Origin of the sequence: Streptococcus sp. 2154, assembly GCF_013277255.1 — a bacterium.
Taxonomy (GTDB): domain Bacteria; phylum Bacillota; class Bacilli; order Lactobacillales; family Streptococcaceae; genus Streptococcus; species Streptococcus pseudopneumoniae.
On record NZ_VMMK01000062.1, the window covers coordinates 1 to 22142 of the forward strand.

The 22142-nt window shown below is 39.4% G+C and carries 25 protein-coding genes and 2 pseudogenes; 5 read left to right on the forward strand and 22 right to left on the reverse strand.

Going from position 1 to position 22142, the window contains the following annotated elements; all coding sequences use genetic code 11:
• Positions 1 to 729: pseudogene (locus tag HT693_RS10020) on the forward strand (ISNCY family transposase); the annotation flags it as partial.
• A gap of 266 nt (positions 730 to 995) precedes the next feature.
• Here the strand turns inward: HT693_RS10020 and rlmD are convergent.
• The gene (gene rlmD, locus HT693_RS10025) at positions 996 to 2351 is read right to left on the reverse strand and encodes a 23S rRNA (uracil(1939)-C(5))-methyltransferase RlmD (RefSeq protein ID WP_138704789.1); all 1356 of its coding nucleotides are present in this window, start codon (positions 2349 to 2351) and stop codon (positions 996 to 998) included.
• A gap of 56 nt (positions 2352 to 2407) precedes the next feature.
• On the opposite strand from rlmD, the gene HT693_RS10030 reads away from it, so the two are divergent.
• From HT693_RS10030 to HT693_RS10040, 3 genes are all read left to right on the forward strand, one after another.
• Complete coding sequence (locus HT693_RS10030; protein WP_138704793.1) at positions 2408 to 3184, forward strand: aminoglycoside 3'-phosphotransferase; 777 nt, start codon at positions 2408 to 2410, stop codon at positions 3182 to 3184.
• Between the two features lie 9 nt (positions 3185 to 3193).
• Positions 3194 to 3970: a recombination regulator RecX gene (gene recX / locus HT693_RS10035; RefSeq protein WP_000705109.1), complete on the forward strand. Its 777-nt coding sequence runs from the start codon at positions 3194 to 3196 to the stop codon at positions 3968 to 3970.
• An 88-nt stretch (positions 3971 to 4058) separates the two neighbouring features.
• Positions 4059 to 4592, forward strand: coding sequence for a DUF402 domain-containing protein (locus HT693_RS10040; protein WP_000775321.1), 534 nt, complete (start codon positions 4059 to 4061; stop codon positions 4590 to 4592).
• A 346-nt stretch (positions 4593 to 4938) separates the two neighbouring features.
• Here HT693_RS10040 and HT693_RS10045 read toward each other — a convergent pair whose 3' ends face one another.
• The 12 genes from HT693_RS10045 to HT693_RS10100 all read right to left on the reverse strand — a co-directional run bounded on the left by HT693_RS10045 (position 4939) and on the right by HT693_RS10100 (position 12642).
• Positions 4939 to 5067, reverse strand: coding sequence for a hypothetical protein (locus HT693_RS10045; RefSeq protein WP_303620870.1), 129 nt, complete (start codon positions 5065 to 5067; stop codon positions 4939 to 4941).
• Positions 5068 to 5123: 56 nt separating this feature from the next.
• Positions 5124 to 5462 carry a hypothetical protein gene (locus HT693_RS10050; RefSeq protein WP_033607083.1) on the reverse strand — a complete coding sequence of 113 codons (339 nt, stop codon included), beginning with the start codon at positions 5460 to 5462 and terminating at the stop codon, positions 5124 to 5126.
• Positions 5463 to 5470: 8 nt separating this feature from the next.
• Entirely contained in the window at positions 5471 to 5809 is a 339-nt protein-coding gene (locus tag HT693_RS10055) for a helix-turn-helix transcriptional regulator (protein WP_007284801.1), read from the reverse strand.
• Positions 5810 to 5821: 12 nt separating this feature from the next.
• Positions 5822 to 6595 (reverse strand): class I SAM-dependent methyltransferase, encoded by a 774-nt coding sequence (locus HT693_RS10060; RefSeq protein ID WP_000566044.1) that lies wholly within the window; start codon positions 6593 to 6595, stop codon positions 5822 to 5824.
• Positions 6596 to 7040: 445 nt separating this feature from the next.
• A complete protein-coding gene (locus HT693_RS10065) occupies positions 7041 to 7796 on the reverse strand; it encodes an epoxyqueuosine reductase QueH (RefSeq protein ID WP_172925149.1) in 756 nt (251 codons plus the stop codon).
• A 123-nt stretch (positions 7797 to 7919) separates the two neighbouring features.
• Positions 7920 to 9542 carry a chaperonin GroEL gene (gene groL, locus HT693_RS10070; protein WP_000031590.1) on the reverse strand — a complete coding sequence of 541 codons (1623 nt, stop codon included), beginning with the start codon at positions 9540 to 9542 and terminating at the stop codon, positions 7920 to 7922.
• Between the two features lie 15 nt (positions 9543 to 9557).
• Positions 9558 to 9842: a co-chaperone GroES gene (gene groES, locus HT693_RS10075; protein WP_000917328.1), complete on the reverse strand. Its 285-nt coding sequence runs from the start codon at positions 9840 to 9842 to the stop codon at positions 9558 to 9560.
• Between the two features lie 269 nt (positions 9843 to 10111).
• On the reverse strand, positions 10112 to 10507 hold the full coding sequence (locus tag HT693_RS10080) for a single-stranded DNA-binding protein (protein WP_050285086.1): 396 nt from the start codon (positions 10505 to 10507) through the stop codon (positions 10112 to 10114).
• A 76-nt stretch (positions 10508 to 10583) separates the two neighbouring features.
• Positions 10584 to 11345 (reverse strand): SDR family NAD(P)-dependent oxidoreductase, encoded by a 762-nt coding sequence (locus HT693_RS10085; RefSeq protein ID WP_023940335.1) that lies wholly within the window; start codon positions 11343 to 11345, stop codon positions 10584 to 10586.
• Positions 11346 to 11386: 41 nt separating this feature from the next.
• The gene (gene ytpR / locus HT693_RS10090) at positions 11387 to 12013 is read right to left on the reverse strand and encodes a YtpR family tRNA-binding protein (protein WP_050285085.1); all 627 of its coding nucleotides are present in this window, start codon (positions 12011 to 12013) and stop codon (positions 11387 to 11389) included.
• A gap of 15 nt (positions 12014 to 12028) precedes the next feature.
• Positions 12029 to 12346, reverse strand: coding sequence for a thioredoxin family protein (locus tag HT693_RS10095; protein ID WP_000615777.1), 318 nt, complete (start codon positions 12344 to 12346; stop codon positions 12029 to 12031).
• Positions 12343 to 12642 (reverse strand): DUF4651 domain-containing protein, encoded by a 300-nt coding sequence (locus HT693_RS10100; protein ID WP_007284809.1) that lies wholly within the window; start codon positions 12640 to 12642, stop codon positions 12343 to 12345. Before HT693_RS10100 ends, HT693_RS10095 begins: the two co-directional genes overlap by 4 nt.
• Positions 12643 to 12735: 93 nt before the next feature.
• On the opposite strand from HT693_RS10100, the gene HT693_RS12290 reads away from it, so the two are divergent.
• Complete coding sequence (locus HT693_RS12290) at positions 12736 to 12867, forward strand: hypothetical protein (protein ID WP_007285169.1); 132 nt, start codon at positions 12736 to 12738, stop codon at positions 12865 to 12867.
• 24 nt (positions 12868 to 12891) lie between these two features.
• On the opposite strand, the pseudogene HT693_RS10105 reads toward HT693_RS12290, so the two are convergent.
• From HT693_RS10105 to ply, 9 genes and pseudogenes are all read right to left on the reverse strand, one after another.
• Positions 12892 to 13107, reverse strand: a pseudogene (locus HT693_RS10105) (N-acetylmuramoyl-L-alanine amidase family protein); the annotation flags it as partial.
• 225 nt (positions 13108 to 13332) lie between these two features.
• Positions 13333 to 14007 carry a hypothetical protein gene (locus HT693_RS10110; protein WP_000725723.1) on the reverse strand — a complete coding sequence of 225 codons (675 nt, stop codon included), beginning with the start codon at positions 14005 to 14007 and terminating at the stop codon, positions 13333 to 13335.
• Between the two features lie 4 nt (positions 14008 to 14011).
• Positions 14012 to 14458: a LytTR family DNA-binding domain-containing protein gene (locus tag HT693_RS10115; RefSeq protein WP_000776606.1), complete on the reverse strand. Its 447-nt coding sequence runs from the start codon at positions 14456 to 14458 to the stop codon at positions 14012 to 14014.
• A 113-nt stretch (positions 14459 to 14571) separates the two neighbouring features.
• Positions 14572 to 15075 carry a phosphatase PAP2 family protein gene (locus tag HT693_RS10120; protein WP_165778265.1) on the reverse strand — a complete coding sequence of 168 codons (504 nt, stop codon included), beginning with the start codon at positions 15073 to 15075 and terminating at the stop codon, positions 14572 to 14574.
• A 98-nt stretch (positions 15076 to 15173) separates the two neighbouring features.
• Positions 15174 to 16931 (reverse strand): ABC transporter ATP-binding protein, encoded by a 1758-nt coding sequence (locus tag HT693_RS10125; RefSeq protein WP_101514396.1) that lies wholly within the window; start codon positions 16929 to 16931, stop codon positions 15174 to 15176.
• The gene (locus HT693_RS10130) at positions 16921 to 18648 is read right to left on the reverse strand and encodes an ABC transporter ATP-binding protein (RefSeq protein ID WP_226372030.1); all 1728 of its coding nucleotides are present in this window, start codon (positions 18646 to 18648) and stop codon (positions 16921 to 16923) included. The genes HT693_RS10125 and HT693_RS10130 overlap by 11 nt, the downstream gene beginning before the upstream one ends.
• A gap of 16 nt (positions 18649 to 18664) precedes the next feature.
• Positions 18665 to 19135 (reverse strand): MarR family winged helix-turn-helix transcriptional regulator, encoded by a 471-nt coding sequence (locus HT693_RS10135; protein WP_050223005.1) that lies wholly within the window; start codon positions 19133 to 19135, stop codon positions 18665 to 18667.
• A gap of 176 nt (positions 19136 to 19311) precedes the next feature.
• Complete coding sequence (locus HT693_RS10140) at positions 19312 to 20028, reverse strand: YebC/PmpR family DNA-binding transcriptional regulator (protein ID WP_000532877.1); 717 nt, start codon at positions 20026 to 20028, stop codon at positions 19312 to 19314.
• Between the two features lie 694 nt (positions 20029 to 20722).
• Positions 20723 to 22138, reverse strand: a complete 1416-nt coding sequence (gene ply / locus HT693_RS10145) for a cholesterol-dependent cytolysin pneumolysin (protein ID WP_166737022.1) — start codon at positions 22136 to 22138, stop codon at positions 20723 to 20725.
• Positions 22139 to 22142 lie beyond the last annotated feature (4 nt).

Consider the following 22142-nt stretch of genomic DNA (forward strand, 5'->3'; position numbering starts at 1 on the left):
CGGTATTCCCCTTCAAATTAAAACAGATAAGAGAACGGTCTTTACCTATCAAGCCTCCAACTCTAAGAAAATGGAGGACGATACCCATACACAGTTTGGATACGCCTGTCACCAACTGGGGATTCTCCTTGAGACAACCGCTATCCCTCAAACTAAAGGGAGAGTCGAAAGACTCAATCAGGCACTACAATCTCGCCTGCCTATTGAACTGGAACGAAACAATATTCATACCTCGGAAGAAGCCAATACTTTCCTTCTTTCCTACATTCAAACCTTTAATGAACAGTTTGGAAACAAGACAAAACTCTCTGTCTTCGAGGTGGCTCCTAAGCCCTCTGAACGAAATCTCATTCTAGCTAGACTGGCGGAGAGAGTCGTCGATAGTGGACACCATATCCGATTCCAAAATCGTTGCCATATCCCTGTTGAACAAGGAAAAGAAGTCTACTTCAGCAGAAAGACAAAAGCATTCGTTATAAAAGAAGTTGACGGTGACATCTACCTCAATATCGCTGACAAGATCTATCACACAAAGGAGCTACTAGTTCATGAACTCTATTCGAAAAACTTTGAATCAGAACCAGAACAAAAAAAGAAAGACGCAAGTATGTCCCTCCACAAACCCATCCGTGGAAACTCACATCTTTCAAACAATATCTTCAGAAAAATAAAAAGGATTATGAAGAGTTTACTAGTGAGGAGCTTCATTCTCCTCAGCTACAAGTATAATCTATTTCTCGCTAAATGGGAAGCTGTTCCTTAAAGGAAATCACTCTATCCCTTACATTTAGGAGAGAGAAAGTAAGGAGTCTAAGACAAGCATTTCATTTGATAAGAGGCTTGGAGCTGTGAGGCTGGAGAGCCAAGGCTAAGACTAGCCTTGGTTTAGCTGAAAAAACAGCTTCAAGGGTTCCTCGTGTCAAATGAAAGCAAAATAATTGCCCTCAATCTCACCATTTTTTGGGGCATCATCACTTTCGATTGACACTACTTTTTTAAAATTTTTTAATTAATTTTACAACTGCTTCCGTTCGAGCTGTATGTGGGAACATATCGACCGACTGGATATAATGAAGATCATAGACTTCTACTAAGCGTACCAAATCACGAGCCAAGGTCGAAACATTACAAGAAATATAGACCATTTTTTCTGGTACATAAGTAAGAATAGTATCTAATAACTTATCATCCAGACCTGTACGTGGTGGGTCAACAATCAAAGCATCTGCTCGGTAGCCTTCCTTGTACCAACGAGGAATAATCTCTTCTGCCGTTCCAGCTTCATAATGAGTATTGTCAAATCCCATTCTTTTAGCATTTCGCTTGGCATCTTCAATGGCTTCTGGAATAATATCCATACCTCTGAGTGTTTTAACTTTCTTTGCAAAGGCAAATCCAATTGTTCCAACTCCACAATAAGCGTCAATCAAATGGTCTTCTTTATTAACATCCAAGGCTTTTACCGCCTCGTTATAAAGAACTTCTGTTTGTTCAGGATTTAGTTGATAGAAAGCTCGAGGAGATAGTGAAAATTCATAATCGAGTACACCTTCTTGAATACTCTCTTGTCCCCAGATAATCTCTGTCTTTTCACCATAAATCTCACTGGTTTTAGCTGTATTTGTATTCACAGCTACTGTCACAACTTCTGGGAAATCTTTAACTAAATCTTTTACTAGTTGGGTTAAATTAAGCTGACGATTTGTAACAATAATAATCTGAACCTGTCCAGTCTTTCTTGCTCGTCGGACCATAATAGTCCTAACACCTAGAACTTTTCTCTCATCTGTGATTGGAATCTGGTGATAAGTAAGTAATTCCGCTAGACGATTAGCAATCACTTGGGTTTCCCTGTCTTGTACCAGGCAGTCTTTCAACTCTACTAAATAGTGAGAGTTTTGTGCATATAAGCCCGCCTTGACCTGATTCTTAAATTTTCGAGTCTGAAATTGTAACTTAGCTCGGTAATATTTTGGTTCCTGCATTCCAATAGTTGGACGAATTTCATAGTTTTCATATCCTGCAGGAGCAAATTTTTTCAGCGCTTGATGAAGCAAGTCCGTCTTGAACTCCAGCTGCTTATCATAATGCAGGTGCATGATTTGGCAGCCTCCGCACTCATTATAAATAGTACAAGCTGGCACAACGCGGAATTTAGACTTTTTGTTGACCTTTAATAATTTCGCTTCAACAAAGTTACGTTTAATAGAAGTAATCTGACAATAGATATCTTCGCCTTTGAGAGCACCGGGTACAAAGACTAATGTTTTTTGGTAAAAGCCGATTCCCTCACCATTAATTCCCATGCGCTTGATTTTTAATGGTATTTTTTGTTTTATTTTTAGATTCATAGGTCTATTATACCATGGAGTTTCTAAGATATTTAAGAATATGTTACAATAAAAGCATGAATTCAAAAACACCTCGCTTTAGTATACTAGATTTCCCTGAACAATTACGAAGCTATATCAAGGGAGCTAATCTCTCTGATAGTTCTTCTCATTCAAGTGCAACTGTCCTATATATAGATTCAGGTTACTATTTAAAAATAGATCAAAAAGGCAGATTAGCTCAAGAAGCTAAGATTGCAAATTGGTTCGAAACTGAAGGATTGGGAACTCCAGTGATTACCTATTTATCAGCAAAAAAGGACTTCCTTCTGACCAAAGAAGCCATTGGCAGAAATGCTCTCGATTTTTTAAATCAACCCGAAAAACTCTGTCAAACCCTAGCTCAAGCATTAAACAAACTTCACAGTCTTAAACCACAATCTTTTCCGTCGGAAAATCATCTGAAGCGTTATAAAGAAAAAGCCTTAAACAACTATCAGAAGGGGACTTTTTATAACAAGACTCTTCTGCCTCAATTTCATATTCACAGTCGTGAAGAAGCTTACCAACTAATACAAGAGAAAGGTCACCTTCTCAAAGCTGATGCTTTTATTCATGGAGATGCCTGCCTGCCAAATTTCATCTTGAAGGATGCCTCGCATTTTTCTTGCTTTATTGACTTGGGATTGGCTGGTTTTAGTGACCGACATATCGACCTCTTTTGGGCAATTTGGTCCCTTCATTACAACCTACAAGATGCTACGTATGCTGAATTATTTCTCGACTATTACGGTAGAGAATATGTAGATATGGATAAACTCCGACTTGTTGCAGCTTTCGAAGCATTTAGATGAAAGGAAATTATGAAAATCACAAAACTTGAAAAGAAAAAAAGACTCTATCTGATGGAGCTTGATAATGGCGACAAATGCTATATCACCGAAGACACAATTGTTCGTTTTATGTTATCGAGAGATAAGGTGATAAGCCAAGAGGAATTGAAAGAGATTCAGGACTTTGCTCAATTTTCTTATGGTAAGAATCTGGCTCTCTACCATTTATCCTTTAAAGCACGCACTGAAAAAGAGGTCAGAGAATATCTAAAAAAATACGATATTGATGAAAACATCGTTTCTCAAGTCATTGCTAATCTTAAAGAAGATAAGTGGATCAATGATAGCCAATACGCTTATGCTAGCATCAATGCTAATCAACTGTCAGGAGACAAGGGTCCTTATGTGCTGACTCAGAAACTAGCTCAAAAAGGGATTTCAAAATCTACTATAGAAGAGAACTTGAAAGAATTTGATTTTTCTGAAGTTGCTCAACGTGTAGCTAATAAACTATTGAAAAAATATGAGGGAAAACTTCCAGCTCGTGCCCTGCAAGATAAGATTATCCAGAGCTTGACTAACAAGGGCTTCTCTTATTCTGATGCTAAAATTGCCTTTGACGACTTAGATAGCCAAATTGACCAAGAAACGACTCAAGAACTCATCTTCAAGGAACTTGATAAGCAATATACTAAGTATGCTCGAAAGTATGAAGGATACGAACTGAAGCAGCGTTTAACTCAAGTTTTAGCACGAAAGGGCTACGATTTTTCGGATATAGCAAGCGCTCTTAGAGAATATCTTTAATATTTCCAAGTGAAATTCACAGATTTTAGGTAATTTTATGGTACAATAGTAAATGATAAACTTATAAATTGTAGAAAGTTGGTTAGTTATGAAGCTTCCAAAAGAAGGCGACTTTATTACAATTCAAAGTTATAAGCATGATGGGAGTCTCCACCGAACTTGGCGGGACACCATGGTACTAAAAACAACAGAAAACGCCATTATTGGTGTCAACGATCATACACTTGTTACCGAAAGTGATGGTCGTCGTTGGGTCACTCGAGAACCGGCTATTGTTTACTTTCACAAGAAATATTGGTTTAATATCATTGCCATGATTCGTGATAATGGAACTTCTTACTATTGCAATATGGCTAGCCCCTACTATCTGGATGAAGAAGCACTGAAGTATATTGATTACGATTTGGATGTTAAAATTTTTACAGATGGGGAAAAACGTCTCTTGGACGTTGAAGAGTACGAGCGTCACAAACGCAAAATGAATTATTCTGATGATTTGGACTATATTTTAAAAGAACATGTCAAAATTCTTGTTGATTGGATTAACAATGGACGTGGTCCTTTCTCAGAAGCCTATGTAAACATTTGGTACAAGCGCTATGTAGAACTAAAGAATCGGTAAAGTTGTCAAAGGTCAGGAACAAAATCCTGACCTTGTTTTTTTGGTAGTATAAAATAAATTGTGTAAAAACAAAAAGGAATAAATCCATTATAGCAGAGTTACAACACCTTACTAGAAAGAGATTTATGCAGAATTCGTAAAATATATAAAACAAATAGATATACTGTTATTTTTTAATGTCTCTGTTCCTTGTAAGTTTACAACAAACTTATATCGTTTAATACAAAAAATACGAAGATGATTAGTATAAAAAATACAGGTCAACTTCGTATTTTTTTATTTCCACATAGCATCAATCACTTGGTACAACATTTTAAAAACAATATCTCGACAGAGAAAATGGTATTTAATCTACCAGCTCATTTAATCGTTTTTGAAAATATAAAGCAATACTTTTAGATTCAATAAACTCAAAATATTTTATGACATCGTTCATTTGTTTAATTCCAGATTCTTTAGATTCAGTCAGATATATTTTATATCCTTTTACAAATTTGAATGTAGATTTTTCAAAAACTTTTGTGTCATCTTTTAATAGTCATCTTTTAATAATTTTTTTAATTTCATTTCAAAGTAGTCTGCATATATTAGATGTGAATTTTCAAGGCAACAGAACCAAAAATTTAAACAAGCTGACACAACTAAATTTCTATTCTTGCCGATTTTTTCGTAATAATGTGTACGCTCTAGTATTTCTTTTCCGACCATGTAAATATAATCTATTTCAAAAAGATGATATAAATTACCAATCAGCGTTATCTCATAGGACTCCCATCGTTCCTTCTGGAATAAATAGTCATACACTAAATTTAGATCATCTCTACTAACTACATGATTACAATCTATCTGATTTAATAATCCCTGAACCATAATTGTATTTATTTTATGAGTTTTTCCCCACTCTTCTCAAAAAGTTTTTGTTGCTCATTTTTTATTTCCTCCAACCCTTTAGTATTCAAACTATAAAAGTTCGGAGATAAATTAACCAAAAAATCATCACGCTCCGATCTTTTATAATGTTCTAGGTAATTACAAAAATTCTCTATCGAAACATTGATATTTGATAATAATTCAAAAAACGTTGAAAGAGAAATTTCATTTTCTCCCCTTTCAAATCTAGAAAGTTGAGATTTTGATATAGAATCAGCTGCAGCATACTCTAAAGAATATCCGTTTAATTTTCTAAAATATCGAAAAGCTTCTCCGTAATTTTTCACACTTTCATTCCCTTAACTTTCTTTTCGAGCGATAAACATACCATATTCTTTAGGAATGATCAACATACCATTATTAAACTCACTTTCCAATCTTTTACGAATTATTTCCTCTTCTAGTGAACCTATTTCTGAAATTCCTTTAAACGATTGGATGTATTTAACTAGGTCATCTATACTAGTTACCTGTAACTCATCATCATAGAGTAATGTATCGACAGAGTTAAAACACCTACTCAGGTACCTTTTACCATTTTGTAAAGTAAACGTTTTATTTTCTAAATCTTGATTAACCTCATCTTTAAATAAATTTGCCAAATAATTTACAACTCCATTTTCACCAAATGTAGCACAGTAAAAAATGCCTTCGGTTTTTAAGACCCTATTCACTTCAGAGAGAGCTTTAGGAATATCATTCACATGATGTAGAAGCATATTAGCAATAACAATATCAAAAGTTTCATTCTCAAAAGAAATCTTTTGAATATCCATTATCTCATAGTTGACATTGTCTCTATTTCCAATCACTGACTTCGTTGATTTTACCATATCTTTAGAAAAATCTGTAACAATCAACTGCTTCATTTTATCTATAGAATCACTATTGCTTTTCCACAGTTCTCCTGTACCACATCCTAATTCTAGAACCTTTACTTCATCAGTGATTTGGTAGTTAGAAAATATCCAATTATTAAATCCCAATTTATTTTTTGAATACTTCTTATGCAATTCTACTCGAATATCAAGATTATCATGACTTTTATATTGTTCAATTACTTTATCAATCATTTTAAATGCCCTCCACTCTATAATTTGACATTATATCACAAGAATAAAGATAGTGTTAAATAAGTTGTATAAATGCAAAAAAGGAATATTCCGTTACAGCAAAGTTGTAACACATTTCTATAAAGAAATTTATTCCTACGACTCAGTTTGGCATGCTTAACTTCCTAACTCAAAAACAAAGCATCGATTAATTTATCCGTTCTTCTTTTGAAACAGATTTGAACTGATAATTGCTCGTTTTAATTTAAGAAGCTCTTTTGAGCAAAACTTCATTTTTTTAAGAGTCCAACAATTTCTGTCTATCGCTTTTCTACTAGCAAAAAACCTACCTTGAGGCAAGTTTTCATTTATATATCTAATTTCGTAATAGTATAGTAAAATGAAATAAGGACAGTCAAATCGATTTCTAACAATGTTTTAGAAGTAAAGGTGTACTATTCTAGTTTCAATCTACTATAAATTTGATATGAGAATAGTCTTTCTCAACATCCTTATCCAACAAGAATGCTGTAGCGTCCTTCTTAACTTGAACCAGGTCAATATTCTGGGCTTGGGCTGCATAGACGCAGCCACAATAACATTGACGATAGATATCATACTCCTCACACATCTCTACTGAACGTTTGTAGCCTTGATTTTTCTTGAAATCGTTGGGAAGATAGTGGGTCGTGTAAATTTTTTGCACATCGATTCCGATGCTGTTGATGGTTTGAGAATTCTTATGAGGACTGATGGTCAAGGCTGAACCAAAGTAGTCAAAGCCCAATTCCATAGCCACTTGCGCTGTTTTATCCAGTCGGTAGTCAAAACAAACCTTGCAACGGTCGCCACCTTCGGGCTCCTCCTCTAGTCCCCTAACTAGTTTTCGGTATTCATTGGGTTCGTAGGGAGCTTCTAGGTACTGAACCGTATTTCCTGTCCGCTCATTAAAATCACTAACAAATTTCTTGATGACATAGACCCGCTTATGGTATTCTACCTTGGGATGGATATTAGAATTGGCAAAATAGATGGTCACATCTGCATACTTGGTCAAATATTCTAGTGTATAGGTACTACAAGGGGCACAGCAAACATGCACGAGAATGGTTGGCCGCTGCTCATTTTTCTCCCATGCTTGTACCATTTTCTGCATGACACGGTCATAATTAATCTTCTGATTGGGGGGCATCTTGCACAGAATTTCTTCTACATCGATCATGTTCTTCTCCTTTTTCTAGTCTTATTTTATCATATAAGTTAGGAGAGCTCAAATCAATTTAGAAGTGAATATTATAAAAAGAAGGGTTAGTCATTCCCTCCTTTTGTGTTTTTTATAGAAAGCTTACATCATCCCGCCCATCATGCTTGGATCCATTGCTGGAGCTGGGGCTACTGGTTCTGGTTTATTGGCTACGACTGCTTCTGTTGTCAAAATCAAGCTGGCTACAGATGCTGCATTTTGTAGGGCTGAACGACTCACTTTAACTGGATCAATGATACCTTGATCAATCATGTTAACCCACTCGCCAGTTGCTGCGTTGAATCCTATACCAAGCTCAGCATTTTTCAAACGATCGATAACGATAGATCCTTCAAATCCTGCATTGTGAGCAATTTGACGAACGGGTTCTTCCAAAGCACGGAGAACAATATTACGTCCTGTTGCTTCATCTCCTGTCAATTCCAAGGTAGCAACAGCTGGAATCACATTGGCAAGAGCTGTTCCACCACCTGCAACAATACCTTCTTCAACAGCTGCACGAGTAGCGTTGAGGGCATCTTCAATGCGGAGTTTCATTTCTTTCAACTCAGTTTCAGTTGCGGCTCCGACCTTAATAACCGCTACACCACCTGACAATTTGGCCAAGCGTTCTTGCAATTTTTCACGGTCAAATTCAGAAGTTGTAGTTTCGATTTGAGACTTGATAACCGCAACACGGTGAGAAATCGCTTCAGGATTTCCTGCACCTTCTACAATAACCGTGCTATCTTTGTCCACGGTCACTCTCGCTGCTTGACCAAGAGCTTCAATTGTCGCATCTTTCAACTCAAGACCAAGGTCTTCTGTGATAACTGTTCCGCCTGTTAAGATGGCGATATCTTCAAGCATGGCTTTGCGACGGTCACCAAAACCAGGTGCCTTGACTGCTACTACGTTGAAGGTTCCACGAATCTTGTTCAAAACAAGAGTTGGAAGAGCCTCACCATCCACATCATCCGCAATAATCAAGAGTGGACGATTGCTTTGGAGAATGCTTTCCAAAAGTGGCAAGATTTCTTGGATATTGGAAATTTTCTTGTCTGTAATCAAAATGTACGGATTTTCAAGGTCAGCCACCATTTTTTCGCTATCTGTCACCATGTACTGTGAAAGGTAACCACGGTCAAACTGCATTCCTTCTACGACTTCAAGCTCTGTTTCCATACCACGTGACTCTTCGATGGTGATGACACCGTCTTTGCCAACTTTTTCCATTGCTTCAGAGATGTACTCACCAACTTTTTCAGAACGAGAAGATACGGCTGCAACTTGAGCGATAGCTTCTTTATTGGCAACAGGGATGGCGTTGTTTTTCAAAGCTTCAACTGCTGCGACAACTGCTGTTTCAATCCCACGACGAATACCGATTGGATTTGCTCCAGCAGTGACGTTTTTGATTCCTTCGCGAACGATTGCTTGGGTCAAAACAGTTGCAGTTGTAGTTCCATCACCTGCGATATCATTGGTTTTTGAAGCTACTTCTGATACCAATTTGGCACCCATATTTTCAAAATGGTCTTCTAATTCAATTTCTTTGGCAATAGTCACACCGTCATTGGTGATGAGTGGTGAACCAAATGATTTTTCCAACACAACGTTACGACCTTTTGGTCCCAAGGTTACTTTAACAGTGTCTGCAAGGATATCGACACCACGAACCATAGCTGAACGAGCATCTGATGAAAATTTAATTTCTTTTGACATACTTACTTTCTCCTTCTATTCTTCAATGATTGCCAAGATGTTAGCTTCGCCTACGATGATGTACTTTTCATCGCCATCTTTGACATCAAGACCTGCGTGGGCTTCAACTAAGACACGGTCTCCAGGCTTAACGCTTGGAGCTACCAAGTCACCGTTCAAGGTACGAACACCTTGTCCAGTAGCTACAACTTGGGCTGTTTTTGTTTTTTCTTGGGCTGAGCCTGCAAGGACAAAGCCTCCAACAGTTTGTTCTTTTTCTTCGATTTTCAAGACCACACGGTCTCCTAATGGTTTCAACATCTGTTTTCCTCCATAATGAGATAGATAGTATTAGCACTCTTTATATCTGAGTGCTAATTCATAGTTCTATTGTATCACTTGGTCAGAAATAGTCAAGAAAAAAGTCTGACTTTCTCAAGATAAAAAGCCTGAGACCAACTCAGACTTTTTAATGTTTATACTCAATGAAAATCAAAGAGCAAACTAGGAAGCTAGCCGCAGGCTGCTCAAAGCATTGCTTTGAGGTTGTGGATAAAGCTAACGTGGTTTGAAGAGATTTTCGAAGAGTATTAAAATGGCAATTCTTCCTCTTCCAAAACCAAATCTGCCAAATCCTGCCCTGCGTTATTTTCTCGCATAGCACGTTGGGCACGACTTTCCAAGAGTTGGAATCCTGTAACAAGTACTTCAGTCACATAATTCATCTGACCATTTTTCTCAAAACGACGAGTACGTAATTCCCCATCCACTGAAATGAGACTTCCTTTGGTTGCGTAGCTTGCCAAAGTTTCTGCTAGTCTGCCCCAAAGGACCATATTGACAAAATCAGCTTCGCGTTCCCCGTTTTGGTCTTTGTAACGACGATTTACAGCGATAGTTGTTCGCGCTACTGACTTGTCATTGTTGGTTTTGTGCAATTCCGGTGTAGACGTTAAACGCCCAATCATGATAACTTTATTATACATATTTTCTTCCTCCTACTTATCTATTCGTAGGAAATCAAAAAAGTTACAGAAATTTGTAACTTTTCGAGAAAATTTTTTATTTTTTATGAACCATGAAACCTGTCGCCTGTTGATTGGCCATAATGGTCATATCTGTAATCTGAACACGACGAGGTTGACTGGTCACATAGACTACTGTGTCTGCGATGTCTGGTGCCTGCAAGGCTTCGATTCCCTGATAAACCGTCGCAGCTCGTTCTTTATCACCGTGAAAACGCACTGTAGAAAAATCTGTTTCAACAATTCCAGGCTGAATGGTCGTCACCTTGATATCCGTTGCGATGGTATCAATTCGCAGTCCATCCGAAAAGGTCTTAACCGCAGCCTTGGTAGCTGAGTAAACAGCGGCACCAGCATAGGCATAAATTCCTGCGGTTGACCCCATATTGATGATATGTCCTTGATTGGCTTTTACCATTGCTGGCAAGAAAGAGCGAGTGACTGCCATTAAACCTTTGACATTGGTATCCAGCATGGTCAACATATCCAACTCTTCATAGTCCTGATAGGGTGCCAAGCCAAGAGCTAGTCCAGCGTTATTGACCAATATATCAATCTGACCTATCGTTTCTAGAATATCGGAGCAGACAGTCTTCACCATGGTCATATTCGTCACGTCTAGTGGAAAGGTCCAGACATTTTGATTTGGATAGATTGCTGCAAACTCCGACTTAAGAGTTTCTAATCTGTCTGTCCGTCGTCCAGTTAGAACGACATTCTCACCCTGCTCCAGATAAGCACGCGCAATTGCTTCACCAATACCTGATGTCGCTCCTGTAATCACTACATTTTTTGCCATCTTATTTCCTTCTATCTGGTCTATCAGATATTAACAACTTCTTAGGCAGTCCAGTGTTTAGCTGGGTCGAATGGTGTTCCGACAACTTGGTCTTCTGATAATTCAATAATACCACGTTTTTGTGGAGCATTTGGCAGATTCAATTCACGAGGACTGCACATCATTCCAAAACTCTTTTCACCACGAAGTTCGCCTGGGAAAATAAGATTGCCTTTGGGCATCATAGCTCCAGGAAGAGCGACAATGGTTTTCAACCCCACACGCGCATTGGGAGCCCCTGCAACGATTTGCACGATCTTATCACTTGCGACTGCAACTTGGCAGATGTTGAGGTGGTCACTATCAGGATGGACTACCATCTCGACAATTTCACCAACAACAAACTTAGGTTCCTTGTCATTGACAATTTCTTCTTTAAAACCTTCCGCCTGCAATTCTTGGTTCAAACGAGCGACCTGTTCATCTGATAAAAAGACTTGACCGAACTCTGCAATTTCAAATAAACTTGAAACTTCAAAAATATTCCAAGCCACTGTTTCCCCATTATCTTTGAGAAAAACACGGGCTACCTTGCCTTTGCGTTCTACATCCAGTTTGGCATCTCCGCTATTTTTCACGATGACCATAAGGACATCACCGACATGTTCTTTGTTGTATGTAAAAATCATTGTTTTCTTTTTCTCCTATTTCAGTCCTGCTAAAAAGTCGTTAATTTGTTGCTTACTTTTACGGTCGCGATTAACAAAACGACCAATTTCCTTGTCCTTTTCTAGAACAACAAGGCTAGGAATTCCATAAACATCCCAGAGTTTAGCCAAATCCATATACTGGTCTCGGTCCACACGAATAAAGGTGAACTCTGGATTGGTCTCCTCAATTTCTGGCAAGGCAGGATAGATATAACGACAATCGCCACACCAGTCCGCCACAAAAAGAAAGACCTTCTTGCCATCTTTTTCTACTAAGGATGCTAATTCTTCTAAACTTGCTGGTTGTATCATAAGACTTCCTCCTCATAGACTAGGTCTTCATTTTCATAGACAAAGGTATAATGACGCCCATCCTCAAAAATCACGCCACCAACCAAGCTCTCTAGACCGCTTTCGTAAACTTGAACATAGAGGGTCGCAATTTCTCCCATGTCTGAAAAATGGTCTCGCACAATCGCTGTCAACTCTTCCTGAGTCTTCCTGAGCTTATGGTCATCTGCAACTTTTTTCGTAGCAAGGGCAAGGCTCCCAATACCAAGCAGAGCCAGACCTGCCATCCACATTTTTTTAGCTTTCATACCATTCATTTTAACACAAAAAAGGCTTTAGGACAAATGAGGAAGCAGCAGAAAAGCAAGTAAAAAGCCTCTTCCTTAAAGGAAAAGGACTTCTTATACTCAATGAAAATCAAAGAGCAAACTGGGAAGCTAGCCGCAGGTTGCTCAAAGCACTGCTTTGAGGTTGTAGATAGAACTGACGAAGTCAGCTCAAAACAGCTTTTTGAGGTTGTGGATGAAGCTGACGTGGTTTGAAGAGATTTTCGAAGAGTATTATTCTTATTGCCAGGCACCTGATTTGCCAACGTAATAACCATCAGGTGTGTAGGTATTGCGAAGCATCTTACCTGATGAAGCCAGATAATACCACTTGCCATTATCTTTGACCCAATCATTCGCTAGCATGGCACCAGAAGAACTTACATAATACCATTCTCCCTTGTCATAAACCCAAGTGCTTGCTTTCATGGCTCCTGAGCAATTAGAGGCCAAAAAAACTGTCCAATATCATTCATTTTTTAAAAGCATTTGATACTACATCATCCACGCTGTAGGACATAGATACATCAAACGTAAGAGTCAAAACATCGAAAAATATACAACTTTTAAAGGCAACATTTCATTTTTTAAAGTCTAACAACCATAGAACTGAAATCAGAGCAAGGCATCAATTTCCTACTCTTAGTACGTCTATTTTGGATGGTTTAAGTGAAGATTTTTTTATTTAACGTAGACAACCTCCAACTTTCCAAAAGCCACATCCCCACGGATAATCAAGGTTTTGCTGGTTGGGGCTAGAGGGGCATCTGCCTTGGCTACACCACAGAAAGTTTCCACCTTCAAATCAACTCTCCAATGTTGGGGAACATAGATAACTGCATTGCCAAAACCAACTTCCACCTTCAGGGTTGCGGTATCTCCTAAAATCTCTGCATTGTCATAATATATCTTGGCATTGCCAAAACCAACTTCTACTTGGTCTTCTACCAATTCTTGGTTTTGCTTGTAGAAAGTCCCAGTCCCAAAAGCAACTTCCTTATCTACAAGAATGTTTTTTTCACCATCATACCACCATTTTTTCCCATTCCAAGTTCTGTTAGAATGAGTGAGTACGCTGACACCCATTACAATCAAAATACTAGCCCAGAACAATGACTGATTTGGAATAGGTAAGATGTCATAAAAATGATTAGCAATCATTAAGGCTACTAGAACTGTAAAAGAGGCTGAAGTTAAGTGGCGACGCAACAAAGCTCCAACTGATTGGTAGGCAAAAAAAGTAATACCAATCAAGGGCCAAATGTGCCCTCCTAGAGAAGGGATTCCAAAATTTCCTTGTACTAATATTAAAGCTGCCAATACTAGCAACACAATACCAAATGCTTTCTTTTTCATGTTCTTACCTCATGTTTCTTAGATTTTCTTTTAGGAGGGATTGGTAATGCCGTGACACATGAACCTCCTTGTGGGTCTGATAAAAGGAAATGGTGCCCGTTCCTGAAAAGGACTTGTCCACCGAGTAAACCTGACGGATATTTGCAATAGTCGACTTGGATACCCGACTAAAATAGCGAGGAAGGATAGCCTCTAACTCATAGAGTTTAAGCCGAACCTCGTAGGCATCTTTCTGGGTATGGGCGTAAATCTTGCTACCTTCCGTCTCAAAGAAGAGAATTTCCGACAAATCCAGATAATATTCGCCCGTCCCCTTGTAAAAAATCAACCGAGGAGACTTGGACTCTTGCAAGAGCCGCTGTAAATCCGCAATCTCATCTGTCAAAGCCGCTGCCTTGATGACAATTTCAGTTTCCTCTAAATTGCTGTCAATTTCGATTCGTAACTTCATTCCATCTCCTTTCTGACTCTACTATATCAAAGCTAAAATAAGAAAACAAGAGCAAAAAAGCAAGTGGTTACTTTAGACCCGTAAGTGGTTGTAGGACCACCTTAACTTACAGGTCAACATAGAAAGAAAATCACACCCCACACAAGAGCACAAATATAGCCAACCACTACATCCTTGGGAAAATGCACTCCACCCAAGACTCTCACTAGACCGAGGAGGGCTGACAAGACCAACAAGATAACCCCTACAGATAAACTAGCATGTAAGCAAGCCATGGAGATAATGGTTGCTGAAAAGACATGACGACTGGGCATAGACTGACCAGGGCTATCTCTGTCAAGCAAAGGTTTAATATCCCATTCCTCATAAGGCCTAGAGGCATTGATTTTCTTACGAAGAAAGGATAAAATCACAAAACCTGATGCAGGAATAAACAAATAGATTCCGACCTGTTTCCCAAGTCCTTCTTGGAGATAGGTAGTAGCTAACAAGGTTAGATAAATCATAGGCATAACTACCGTCATGAACCGATTGAAAGTTCTTAACAATCTCAGAAAGATAGGTCTATTTTCAATCTTACCAGCAACGTGGTCATACCATTCTTGATAATTTTTCATATATTTTCTCATCACTTATTCAAATTTTGCTTATAGGGAAGCACTTGTCTTCTAGTATAGTGCAGAAAAAGAAGGCCGTCAAGCCTTCTTTCGATTTATTATTCTGCTTCGTCTTCTGTAAATTGACTGTTGTAGAGGTCAGCGTAGAAACCAGCTTGCGCCATCAGCTCATCATGATTGCCTTGCTCGATGATATTACCATCCTTCATAACAAGAATCAAATCAGCATTACGGATGGTTGACAAGCGGTGGGCGATGACAAAGGACGTTCTGCCTTCCATCAAATGATCCATGGCTTTCTGAATCAACTCCTCCGTCCGTGTATCAACAGAAGAGGTCGCCTCATCCAAAATCAAGAGTGGCGCATCTTTCAGCAAAGCACGAGCAATGGTCAAGAGTTGTTTTTGTCCGACAGACAAGGTCACTGTATCATCCAAGACGGTATCGTAACCATCTGGTAGGGTCATAATAAAGTGGTGAATCCCTACAGCCTTGCTGGCTTCAATCACGCGCTCATCACTAATCCCCTCTTGGTTATAGATGAGATTATCTCGGATAGTACCTTCAAAGAGCCAAGTATCCTGCAAGACCATTGAAAAGGCATCATGTACTTCCGAACGCTTCATATCCTTGGTATCCACACCATCGATACGGATACTCCCCTTATCAATCTCATAGAACTTCATCAAAAGATTGACAATGGTTGTCTTACCAGCTCCGGTCGGTCCGACAATGGCAACCTTTTGACCTGCATGAGCTGTCGCAGAAAAGTCATGGATAATAGTTCGCTCTGGTGTATAACCAAAGGAGACTCGATCAAAGACTACTTGACCTTTCATATCGCTCAATTGCCTTTCTTTATGGGATTCGTCTTCCATTTCCTCTTCAGCTAGGAATTCGAAGACACGTCCCATGGCTGCACTAGCCTGCTGAAGACTACTAATCCCCTGAGCGATTTGTGAAAGAGGCTGAGAAAAGATACGAACATAGGCCATAAAGGCAACGATAATCCCGATACTAATCTGCCCATTCAGAGCCAAGGCCGCACCAACGATAATCACCAAGGCATAGCTAAAGTTCCCAATAAACATCATAATCGGCATCATAATCCCTGAAATAAACTGAGATTTCCAGATACTGTCATACAGACGATGGTTTAATTTCGCAAATTCTTCTTTCGTGCTCTCGATAGCATTGTAACTGGTCACCACATTATGGCCAGAGTACATTTCCTCCACATAGCCATTGACAGCCGCCAAATCCTGTTGCTGACTCTTAAAGAAGCCCTGTGATTTGCCCATAAAGATGGATACAAATGCAAATCCAACAAGGGTTGAAACAACCGTCACCAAGGCTAAAATCCAGTTCATCCCAAACATGGTTACCAAGACTGCCACGACCAATAAACTAGATGAAAGAACTGTTCCCAGACTTTGATTGAGGGACTGGGCTGCAGTGTCAACATCATTGGTTACACGAGACAAGGTATCTCCTTGAGAGTGTCCATCAAAATATCCCAATGGTAGGCTATTGATTTTCTCTGCAATAGCTCTTCTCAAACGCTCTGAAAAACGTTGAATGACTGTAGTAAACAGAAAGGCCTGCAAATAATTTGATAGAAGCCTAATTACATAGATGACGACCAAAAAACTACCAATGGCTGCAACCGCCGCGACATCCACACTTGTTTCCAGACCACTGGCAATAATATTAGTCATTTCCTTGATGCGGGTTGGACCATATACAGTAATGATATTGGATACGATTGTTGCTAGAAAGGCTATCAGAAGGGCAAACTGGAGGCCTGCAAGATAGGGTTTACTCTGTTTCCAGAGAGACATTTTCTTATTTTCCATGTTCCAATTCCTCCTTCGATAGTTGTGAATAGGCAATTTCTTGGTAAACTTCGTTGTTTGCTAGAAGTTCCTTGTGGGTGCCTTGTCCCACGACTTTTCCTTGATCCAAGACCAAAATCAAATCAGCATCCATAATCGTTGAAATACGCTGTGCGACGATAAGCTTGGTCATAGACTTGGTTTTCTCTGCTAACTCTTGGCGTAGGACACGGTCTGTCTTGTAATCCAAAGCTGAGAAGGAGTCATCAAAGATGAGGATTTCTGGCCTCCGAGCCAAGGCACGCGCAATGGCCAGACGCTGTCTTTGGCCGCCTGAGAAGTTGGTTCCTCCTTGGGCCACTTCTGAGGCCAAGCCCGCTTCCTTGTCTTCGATAAAGTTTTTAGACTGGGCCAATTCCAGAGCCTGCCACATAGCTTGCTCACTAAGTGGTGTTTCTTGACTCTGTCCAAAGTCTAGATTGCCCTTGACATCTCCAGAAAATAGCACAGCTTTTTGTGGAATATAGCCAACCTTGTTGCGCAAATCATTTAAGTCATAGTCTTGAACATTGACACCGTCCACCAGAATTTCTCCTTCTGACACGTCGTAGAAACGTGGAATCAGATTGACCAGAGTTGATTTACCAGAACCTGTTGACCCAATAAAGGCCACTGTTTGGCCAGTTTCTGCTTTAAAGCTAACATGCTCGATAACTGCCTCCGAATTTGCCGCATAGCGGAAGGTCACATCCTTAAATTCGACCTGACCTTTGAGGTTTTCATCAGCCAGCTGCACTTGAGCAGGGTTTTGGATAGAAGAATGCAAATCTAAAACTTGATTAATCCGCTTAGCAGAGACCATAGTTCGGGGAAGAACGATGAAGAGTGCTCCCATGAGAAGGAAGCCCATGACAACCTGCATAGCATAAGACATGAAAACAATCATGTCACTAAAGAGAGGCAGACGCGCTATCGGAGCAGCGTCGTTAATCACATAGGCCCCAATCCAGTAAATCGCCACACTCAAACCACTTGAAATCCCCATCATGATAGGGTTCAAAATAGCCATAAGACGGTTGACAAACAAATTCAAGCGTGTCAATTCATCATTTGCTGCTGCAAATTTTTCATTTTGGTATTCTTCAGCATTGTAGGCGCGAACGACACGAATACCTGTTAAACTCTCACGAGTGATACTGTTCAGCTTATCTGTCAGACTTTGAATCAAGGACTGTTTTGGAAAGGCTAGCGTCATCAAAACAGTCGTCATCAAAACATTGACAATTACTGCCACAAGAACGGCCCAGAGCCAGTATTCTGAATGACCTAAAATCTTTCCGATAGCCCAGATAGCCATAATCGGACCACGCGTAACTACTTGCAAGCCCATAGTAATCAACATCTGAACCTGAGTAATATCATTGGTAGTACGAGTTAGAAGACTAGGAATAGAGAATTTCTTAATCTCTGTCTGCGAGTAGTCTAAAACTCGGTTAAAAATATCACTTCTCAACCTACTAGTATAAGAAGCTGCCACTCTGGATGCAAAAAATCCAACTGCAACTACGGACAAGAAGGCAAGAAAGGACATTCCCACCATCATGCTTGCCGGCTGCCACAACTCATCTAAATTAGTTCCTTGACTACCTAGCAAATCCGTAATTTTCGAGATATAAGTCGGCACTTCCAACTCCAGATAGACCGAAAGGCAGGTAAAGAGAATGGCTAGTAAAATCATCCCCCATTATTTCCTACTAATTCGTTTGGCTAATTTCTTCATTCTCTCCTCCTATTCTCTCGATATTTGCCTGTAGTTGACCGAGAACTTTCTCAAAAATCAGTAATTCATCTTCATCAATGTCTTCCATCAACTGCTTGTCTATGCGTTCAAAGAAGGCCTTAACCTGCTGCATTTGAGAACGTGCTTTGTCCGTCAAACAAACAAATTTTGCCCGCTTATCAACAGGACTCGCCTCCAATTCCACCAAACCATTTTGCACCATACGCTTGACCAAATTACTAGCAACAGACTTGGTAATATTGAGTTCCTGCTCGATATCTTTAATCAAGACCAAGTCTTGGTTTTTCTCACGATTATCCAAAAAACGCACAACCTGACCTTGAGGCCCACCCATAAATTCAATACCACAACGTTTGGCTTCCTTTTGCACCATGAGGTGAATCTGATGACCAAAACGCTTAAAGACTAACATCGGTTTGTCCATACAAACTCCTTTCTAACTATCACATTTAGTTCCCCTAGGAACTAAATAAGTTTCCGTGAGAACTATTTTACCACTTTGAAAAGAGATGTCAAGAAAAAGTTTCCTAGAGAACTATTTTTTTGATTTAAAAAATCCCAAGTGATTTTTTCACTTAGGATCATGTTTGCTAGGTTAATTTAGAACCCGTCTACGTTTGTGTAGATTTTTTGTACGTCTTCGTCGTCTTCAAGAACGCTGTAAAGTTTTTCAAAGGTTTCAAGGTCATCGCCTGACAATTCCACTTCTGACTGAGGAATCATTTCCAATTCAGTCACTTGGAATTCTTCGATACCTGACTCACGAAGGGCAACGATAGCCTTGTGAAGGTCAGTTGGAGCTGTGTAAACTGTGATTGTACCTTCTTCTGCTTCTACATCATCCACATCCACATCTGCTTCAAGCAATTGCTCAAAGACTGCATCGGCATCTTCACCTGCAAATACGATAACTCCCTTGTTGTCAAAGAGGTATGAAACCGAACCTGAAGCGCCCATGTTTCCTCCGTTTTTACCAAAAGCTGCACGGACATTAGCCGCTGTACGGTTGACATTTGAAGTCAAAGTATCCACGATCAACATAGAACCATTTGGTCCAAAACCTTCGTAACGTCCTTCTGTAAAGGTTTCGTCTGTGTTTCCTTTTGCTTTATCAATCGCTTTATCAATAACGTGTTTTGGCACTTGGGCTTGTTTAGCACGGTCGATAACGAATTTCAAAGCTGAGTTTGATTCTGGATCTGGATCACCTTTTTTAGCTGCTACATAGATTTCTACACCAAATTTTGCATATACTTTAGAGTTAGCTCCATCTTTAGCCGTTTTCTTGGCTACGATATTGGCCCATTTACGTCCCATTAGGAATCTCCTTTTTTCACATTTTAATCTTTCTTATTATAACACAAGTTTTTTCGATTTTCACTAGAGGAAATGGATTTTATTCAGTAAATCCAACTAGGATAGCACTTTTGTTGCCAAGATGGTCTTGCCTTTCCATCCTTATCAACATTCAAAAAACAAACTAGACCATTATCTGAAAATAGAAAGTTTCTACCAAGTTTGACAAAGTCCGCTCAAACTACTGTTTAGAGTTTGTAGATATAATCGACAAAAACAATCATACTGCACCTTTTATTGACAGTCTACTCCAGACATATCATAGTTCAAGTAAATACTTTGAAATTCAACAGTTCTTATAGGCGCTATTGTATTCTAAGAAATCAATAGAAGAATTTCTAACCAAACATCTATTACTCAATGAAAATCAAAGAGCAAACTCGAAAACTAGCCACAGGTTGCTCAAAACACTGTTTTGAGGTTGCAGATAGGGCTGACGTAGTTTGAAGAGATTTTCGAAGAGTGTAATTTATGTGTTCCTGAAACAGAAATGTATGCTCTTTTTGATTTCACATGATACTGAAGTTAGACTAGTACAACGGCACTTCTAAAACAAGTAAAAGGTAGCTAATTCCCTGTATAGCAAGGAGTTTCACTACCCTTTTTACTTTTTCTTACAGCTACGGTTTGATAGACTCATTTTAAAATCACGAGCCTAGTCATTTTCTACCTTATCCTCTACCTGAGGATAAAGAGTCGTTCCCCAAATAGAAATCGTCCGCTTGCGCACTAGGGGCAAATCAGTTTTTTCATAAACCGTACGCCACCATTCCCAGGCAAGTCCGGTACACTCTCTAATTTTGACAGAGAGATTGCGAACATTTCCTTTTAAAGGAATACTAGTGGTAAAATGAGCCGTCAAATCCTGGCCATTTCTGTCCCAAGCCTTAGGAGTCAAAACTTCTTTACCTTGATAATCATAGGATAATTCATCCCAAGTAATGTAATATTGGGCAACATAGGCACCACTATGATCCAAGAGTAAATCTCCGTTTCTGTAAGCTGTCACCTTAGTCTCAACATAGTCTGTACTGTTTTGAAAGGTCGCAACTACATTGTCCCGTAAAAAAGAAGTTGTATAGGAAATCGGCAAGCCTGGGTGATCTGCTGTAAAGCGACTGCCTTCTTGAATCAAGTCCTCTACCATATCCACCTTGCCTGTTACAACTCGGGCACCCGAACTCGGGTCGCCCCCTAAAATAACCGCCTTCACTTCTGTATTGTCCAAAATCTGTTTCCACTCTGTCTGAGGAGCTACCTTGACTCCTTTTATCAAAGCTTCAAAAGCAGCCTCTACTTCATCACTCTTACTCGTGGTTTCCAACTTGAGATAGACTTGGCGCCCATAAGCAACACTCGAAATATAGACCAAAGGACGCTCTGCAGAAATTCCTCTCTGTCTTAAATCCTCTACCGTTACAGTATCTTGAAACACATCTCCTGGATTTTTAACAGCATCTACGCTGACTGTATAATAAATCTGCTTAAAATTAACAATCTGAATCTGCTTTTCGCCCGAATGGACAGAATTAAAATCAATATCAAGAGAATTCCCTGTCTTTTCAAAGTCAGAACCAAACTTGACCTTGAGTTGTTCCATGCTGTGAGCCGTGATTTTTTCATACTGCATTCTAGCTGGGACATTATTGACCTGACCATAATCTTGATGCCACTTGGCCAACAAATCGTTTACCGCTCCGCGAACACTTGAATTGCTGGGATCTTCTACTTGGAGAAAGCTATCACTACTTGCCAAACCAGGCAAATCAATACTATAAGTCATCGGAGCACGATCGACCGCAAGAAGAGTGGGATTATTCTCTAACAAGGTCTCATCCACTACGAGAAGCGCTCCAGGATAGAGGCGACTATCGTTGGTAGCCGTCACGGAAATATCACTTGTGTTTGTCGACAGGCTCCGCTTCTTTCTTTCGATAACAACAAACTCATCGGGTAGTTGATTCCCCTCTTTGATGAAACGATTTTCAATACTCTCTCCCTGATGGGTCAAGAGTTTCTTTTTATCATAATCCATAGCTAGTATAAAGTCATTTACTGCTTTATTTGCCATATTC

Excerpts from the sequence above, each read along its gene's own strand:
- groES (WP_000917328.1), bottom strand. The coding sequence starts at position 9,842 with ATGTTGAAACCATTAGGAGACCGTGTGGTCTTGAAAATCGAAGAAAAA.
- ply (WP_166737022.1), bottom strand. The coding sequence starts at position 22,138 with ATGGCAAATAAAGCAGTAAATGACTTTATACTAGCTATGGATTATGAT.
- rlmD (WP_138704789.1), bottom strand. The coding sequence starts at position 2,351 with ATGAATCTAAAAATAAAACAAAAAATACCATTAAAAATCAAGCGCATG.
- HT693_RS10110 (WP_000725723.1), bottom strand. The coding sequence starts at position 14,007 with ATGAAAAAGAAAGCATTTGGTATTGTGTTGCTAGTATTGGCAGCTTTA.
- HT693_RS10095 (WP_000615777.1), bottom strand. The coding sequence starts at position 12,346 with ATGATACAACCAGCAAGTTTAGAAGAATTAGCATCCTTAGTAGAAAAA.
- HT693_RS10040 (WP_000775321.1), top strand. The coding sequence starts at position 4,059 with ATGAAGCTTCCAAAAGAAGGCGACTTTATTACAATTCAAAGTTATAAG.
- HT693_RS12290 (WP_007285169.1), top strand. The coding sequence starts at position 12,736 with ATGAAAATCAAAGAGCAAACTGGGAAGCTAGCCGCAGGTTGCTCAAAG.
- groL (WP_000031590.1), bottom strand. The coding sequence starts at position 9,542 with ATGTCAAAAGAAATTAAATTTTCATCAGATGCTCGTTCAGCTATGGTT.
- HT693_RS10080 (WP_050285086.1), bottom strand. The coding sequence starts at position 10,507 with ATGTATAATAAAGTTATCATGATTGGGCGTTTAACGTCTACACCGGAA.
- HT693_RS10030 (WP_138704793.1), top strand. The coding sequence starts at position 2,408 with ATGAATTCAAAAACACCTCGCTTTAGTATACTAGATTTCCCTGAACAA.
- recX (WP_000705109.1), top strand. The coding sequence starts at position 3,194 with ATGAAAATCACAAAACTTGAAAAGAAAAAAAGACTCTATCTGATGGAG.
- HT693_RS10130 (WP_226372030.1), bottom strand. The coding sequence starts at position 18,648 with ATGATTTTACTAGCCATTCTCTTTACCTGCCTTTCGGTCTATCTGGAG.
- HT693_RS10065 (WP_172925149.1), bottom strand. The coding sequence starts at position 7,796 with ATGATCGATGTAGAAGAAATTCTGTGCAAGATGCCCCCCAATCAGAAG.
- HT693_RS10135 (WP_050223005.1), bottom strand. The coding sequence starts at position 19,135 with ATGGACAAACCGATGTTAGTCTTTAAGCGTTTTGGTCATCAGATTCAC.
- HT693_RS10120 (WP_165778265.1), bottom strand. The coding sequence starts at position 15,075 with ATGAAAAATTATCAAGAATGGTATGACCACGTTGCTGGTAAGATTGAA.
- HT693_RS10060 (WP_000566044.1), bottom strand. The coding sequence starts at position 6,595 with ATGATTGATAAAGTAATTGAACAATATAAAAGTCATGATAATCTTGAT.
- HT693_RS10100 (WP_007284809.1), bottom strand. The coding sequence starts at position 12,642 with ATGAATGGTATGAAAGCTAAAAAAATGTGGATGGCAGGTCTGGCTCTG.
- HT693_RS10140 (WP_000532877.1), bottom strand. The coding sequence starts at position 20,028 with ATGGGACGTAAATGGGCCAATATCGTAGCCAAGAAAACGGCTAAAGAT.
- HT693_RS10115 (WP_000776606.1), bottom strand. The coding sequence starts at position 14,458 with ATGAAGTTACGAATCGAAATTGACAGCAATTTAGAGGAAACTGAAATT.
- HT693_RS10125 (WP_101514396.1), bottom strand. The coding sequence starts at position 16,931 with ATGGAAAATAAGAAAATGTCTCTCTGGAAACAGAGTAAACCCTATCTT.
- ytpR (WP_050285085.1), bottom strand. The coding sequence starts at position 12,013 with ATGATTTTTACATACAACAAAGAACATGTCGGTGATGTCCTTATGGTC.
- HT693_RS10085 (WP_023940335.1), bottom strand. The coding sequence starts at position 11,345 with ATGGCAAAAAATGTAGTGATTACAGGAGCGACATCAGGTATTGGTGAA.
- HT693_RS10050 (WP_033607083.1), bottom strand. The coding sequence starts at position 5,462 with ATGGTTCAGGGATTATTAAATCAGATAGATTGTAATCATGTAGTTAGT.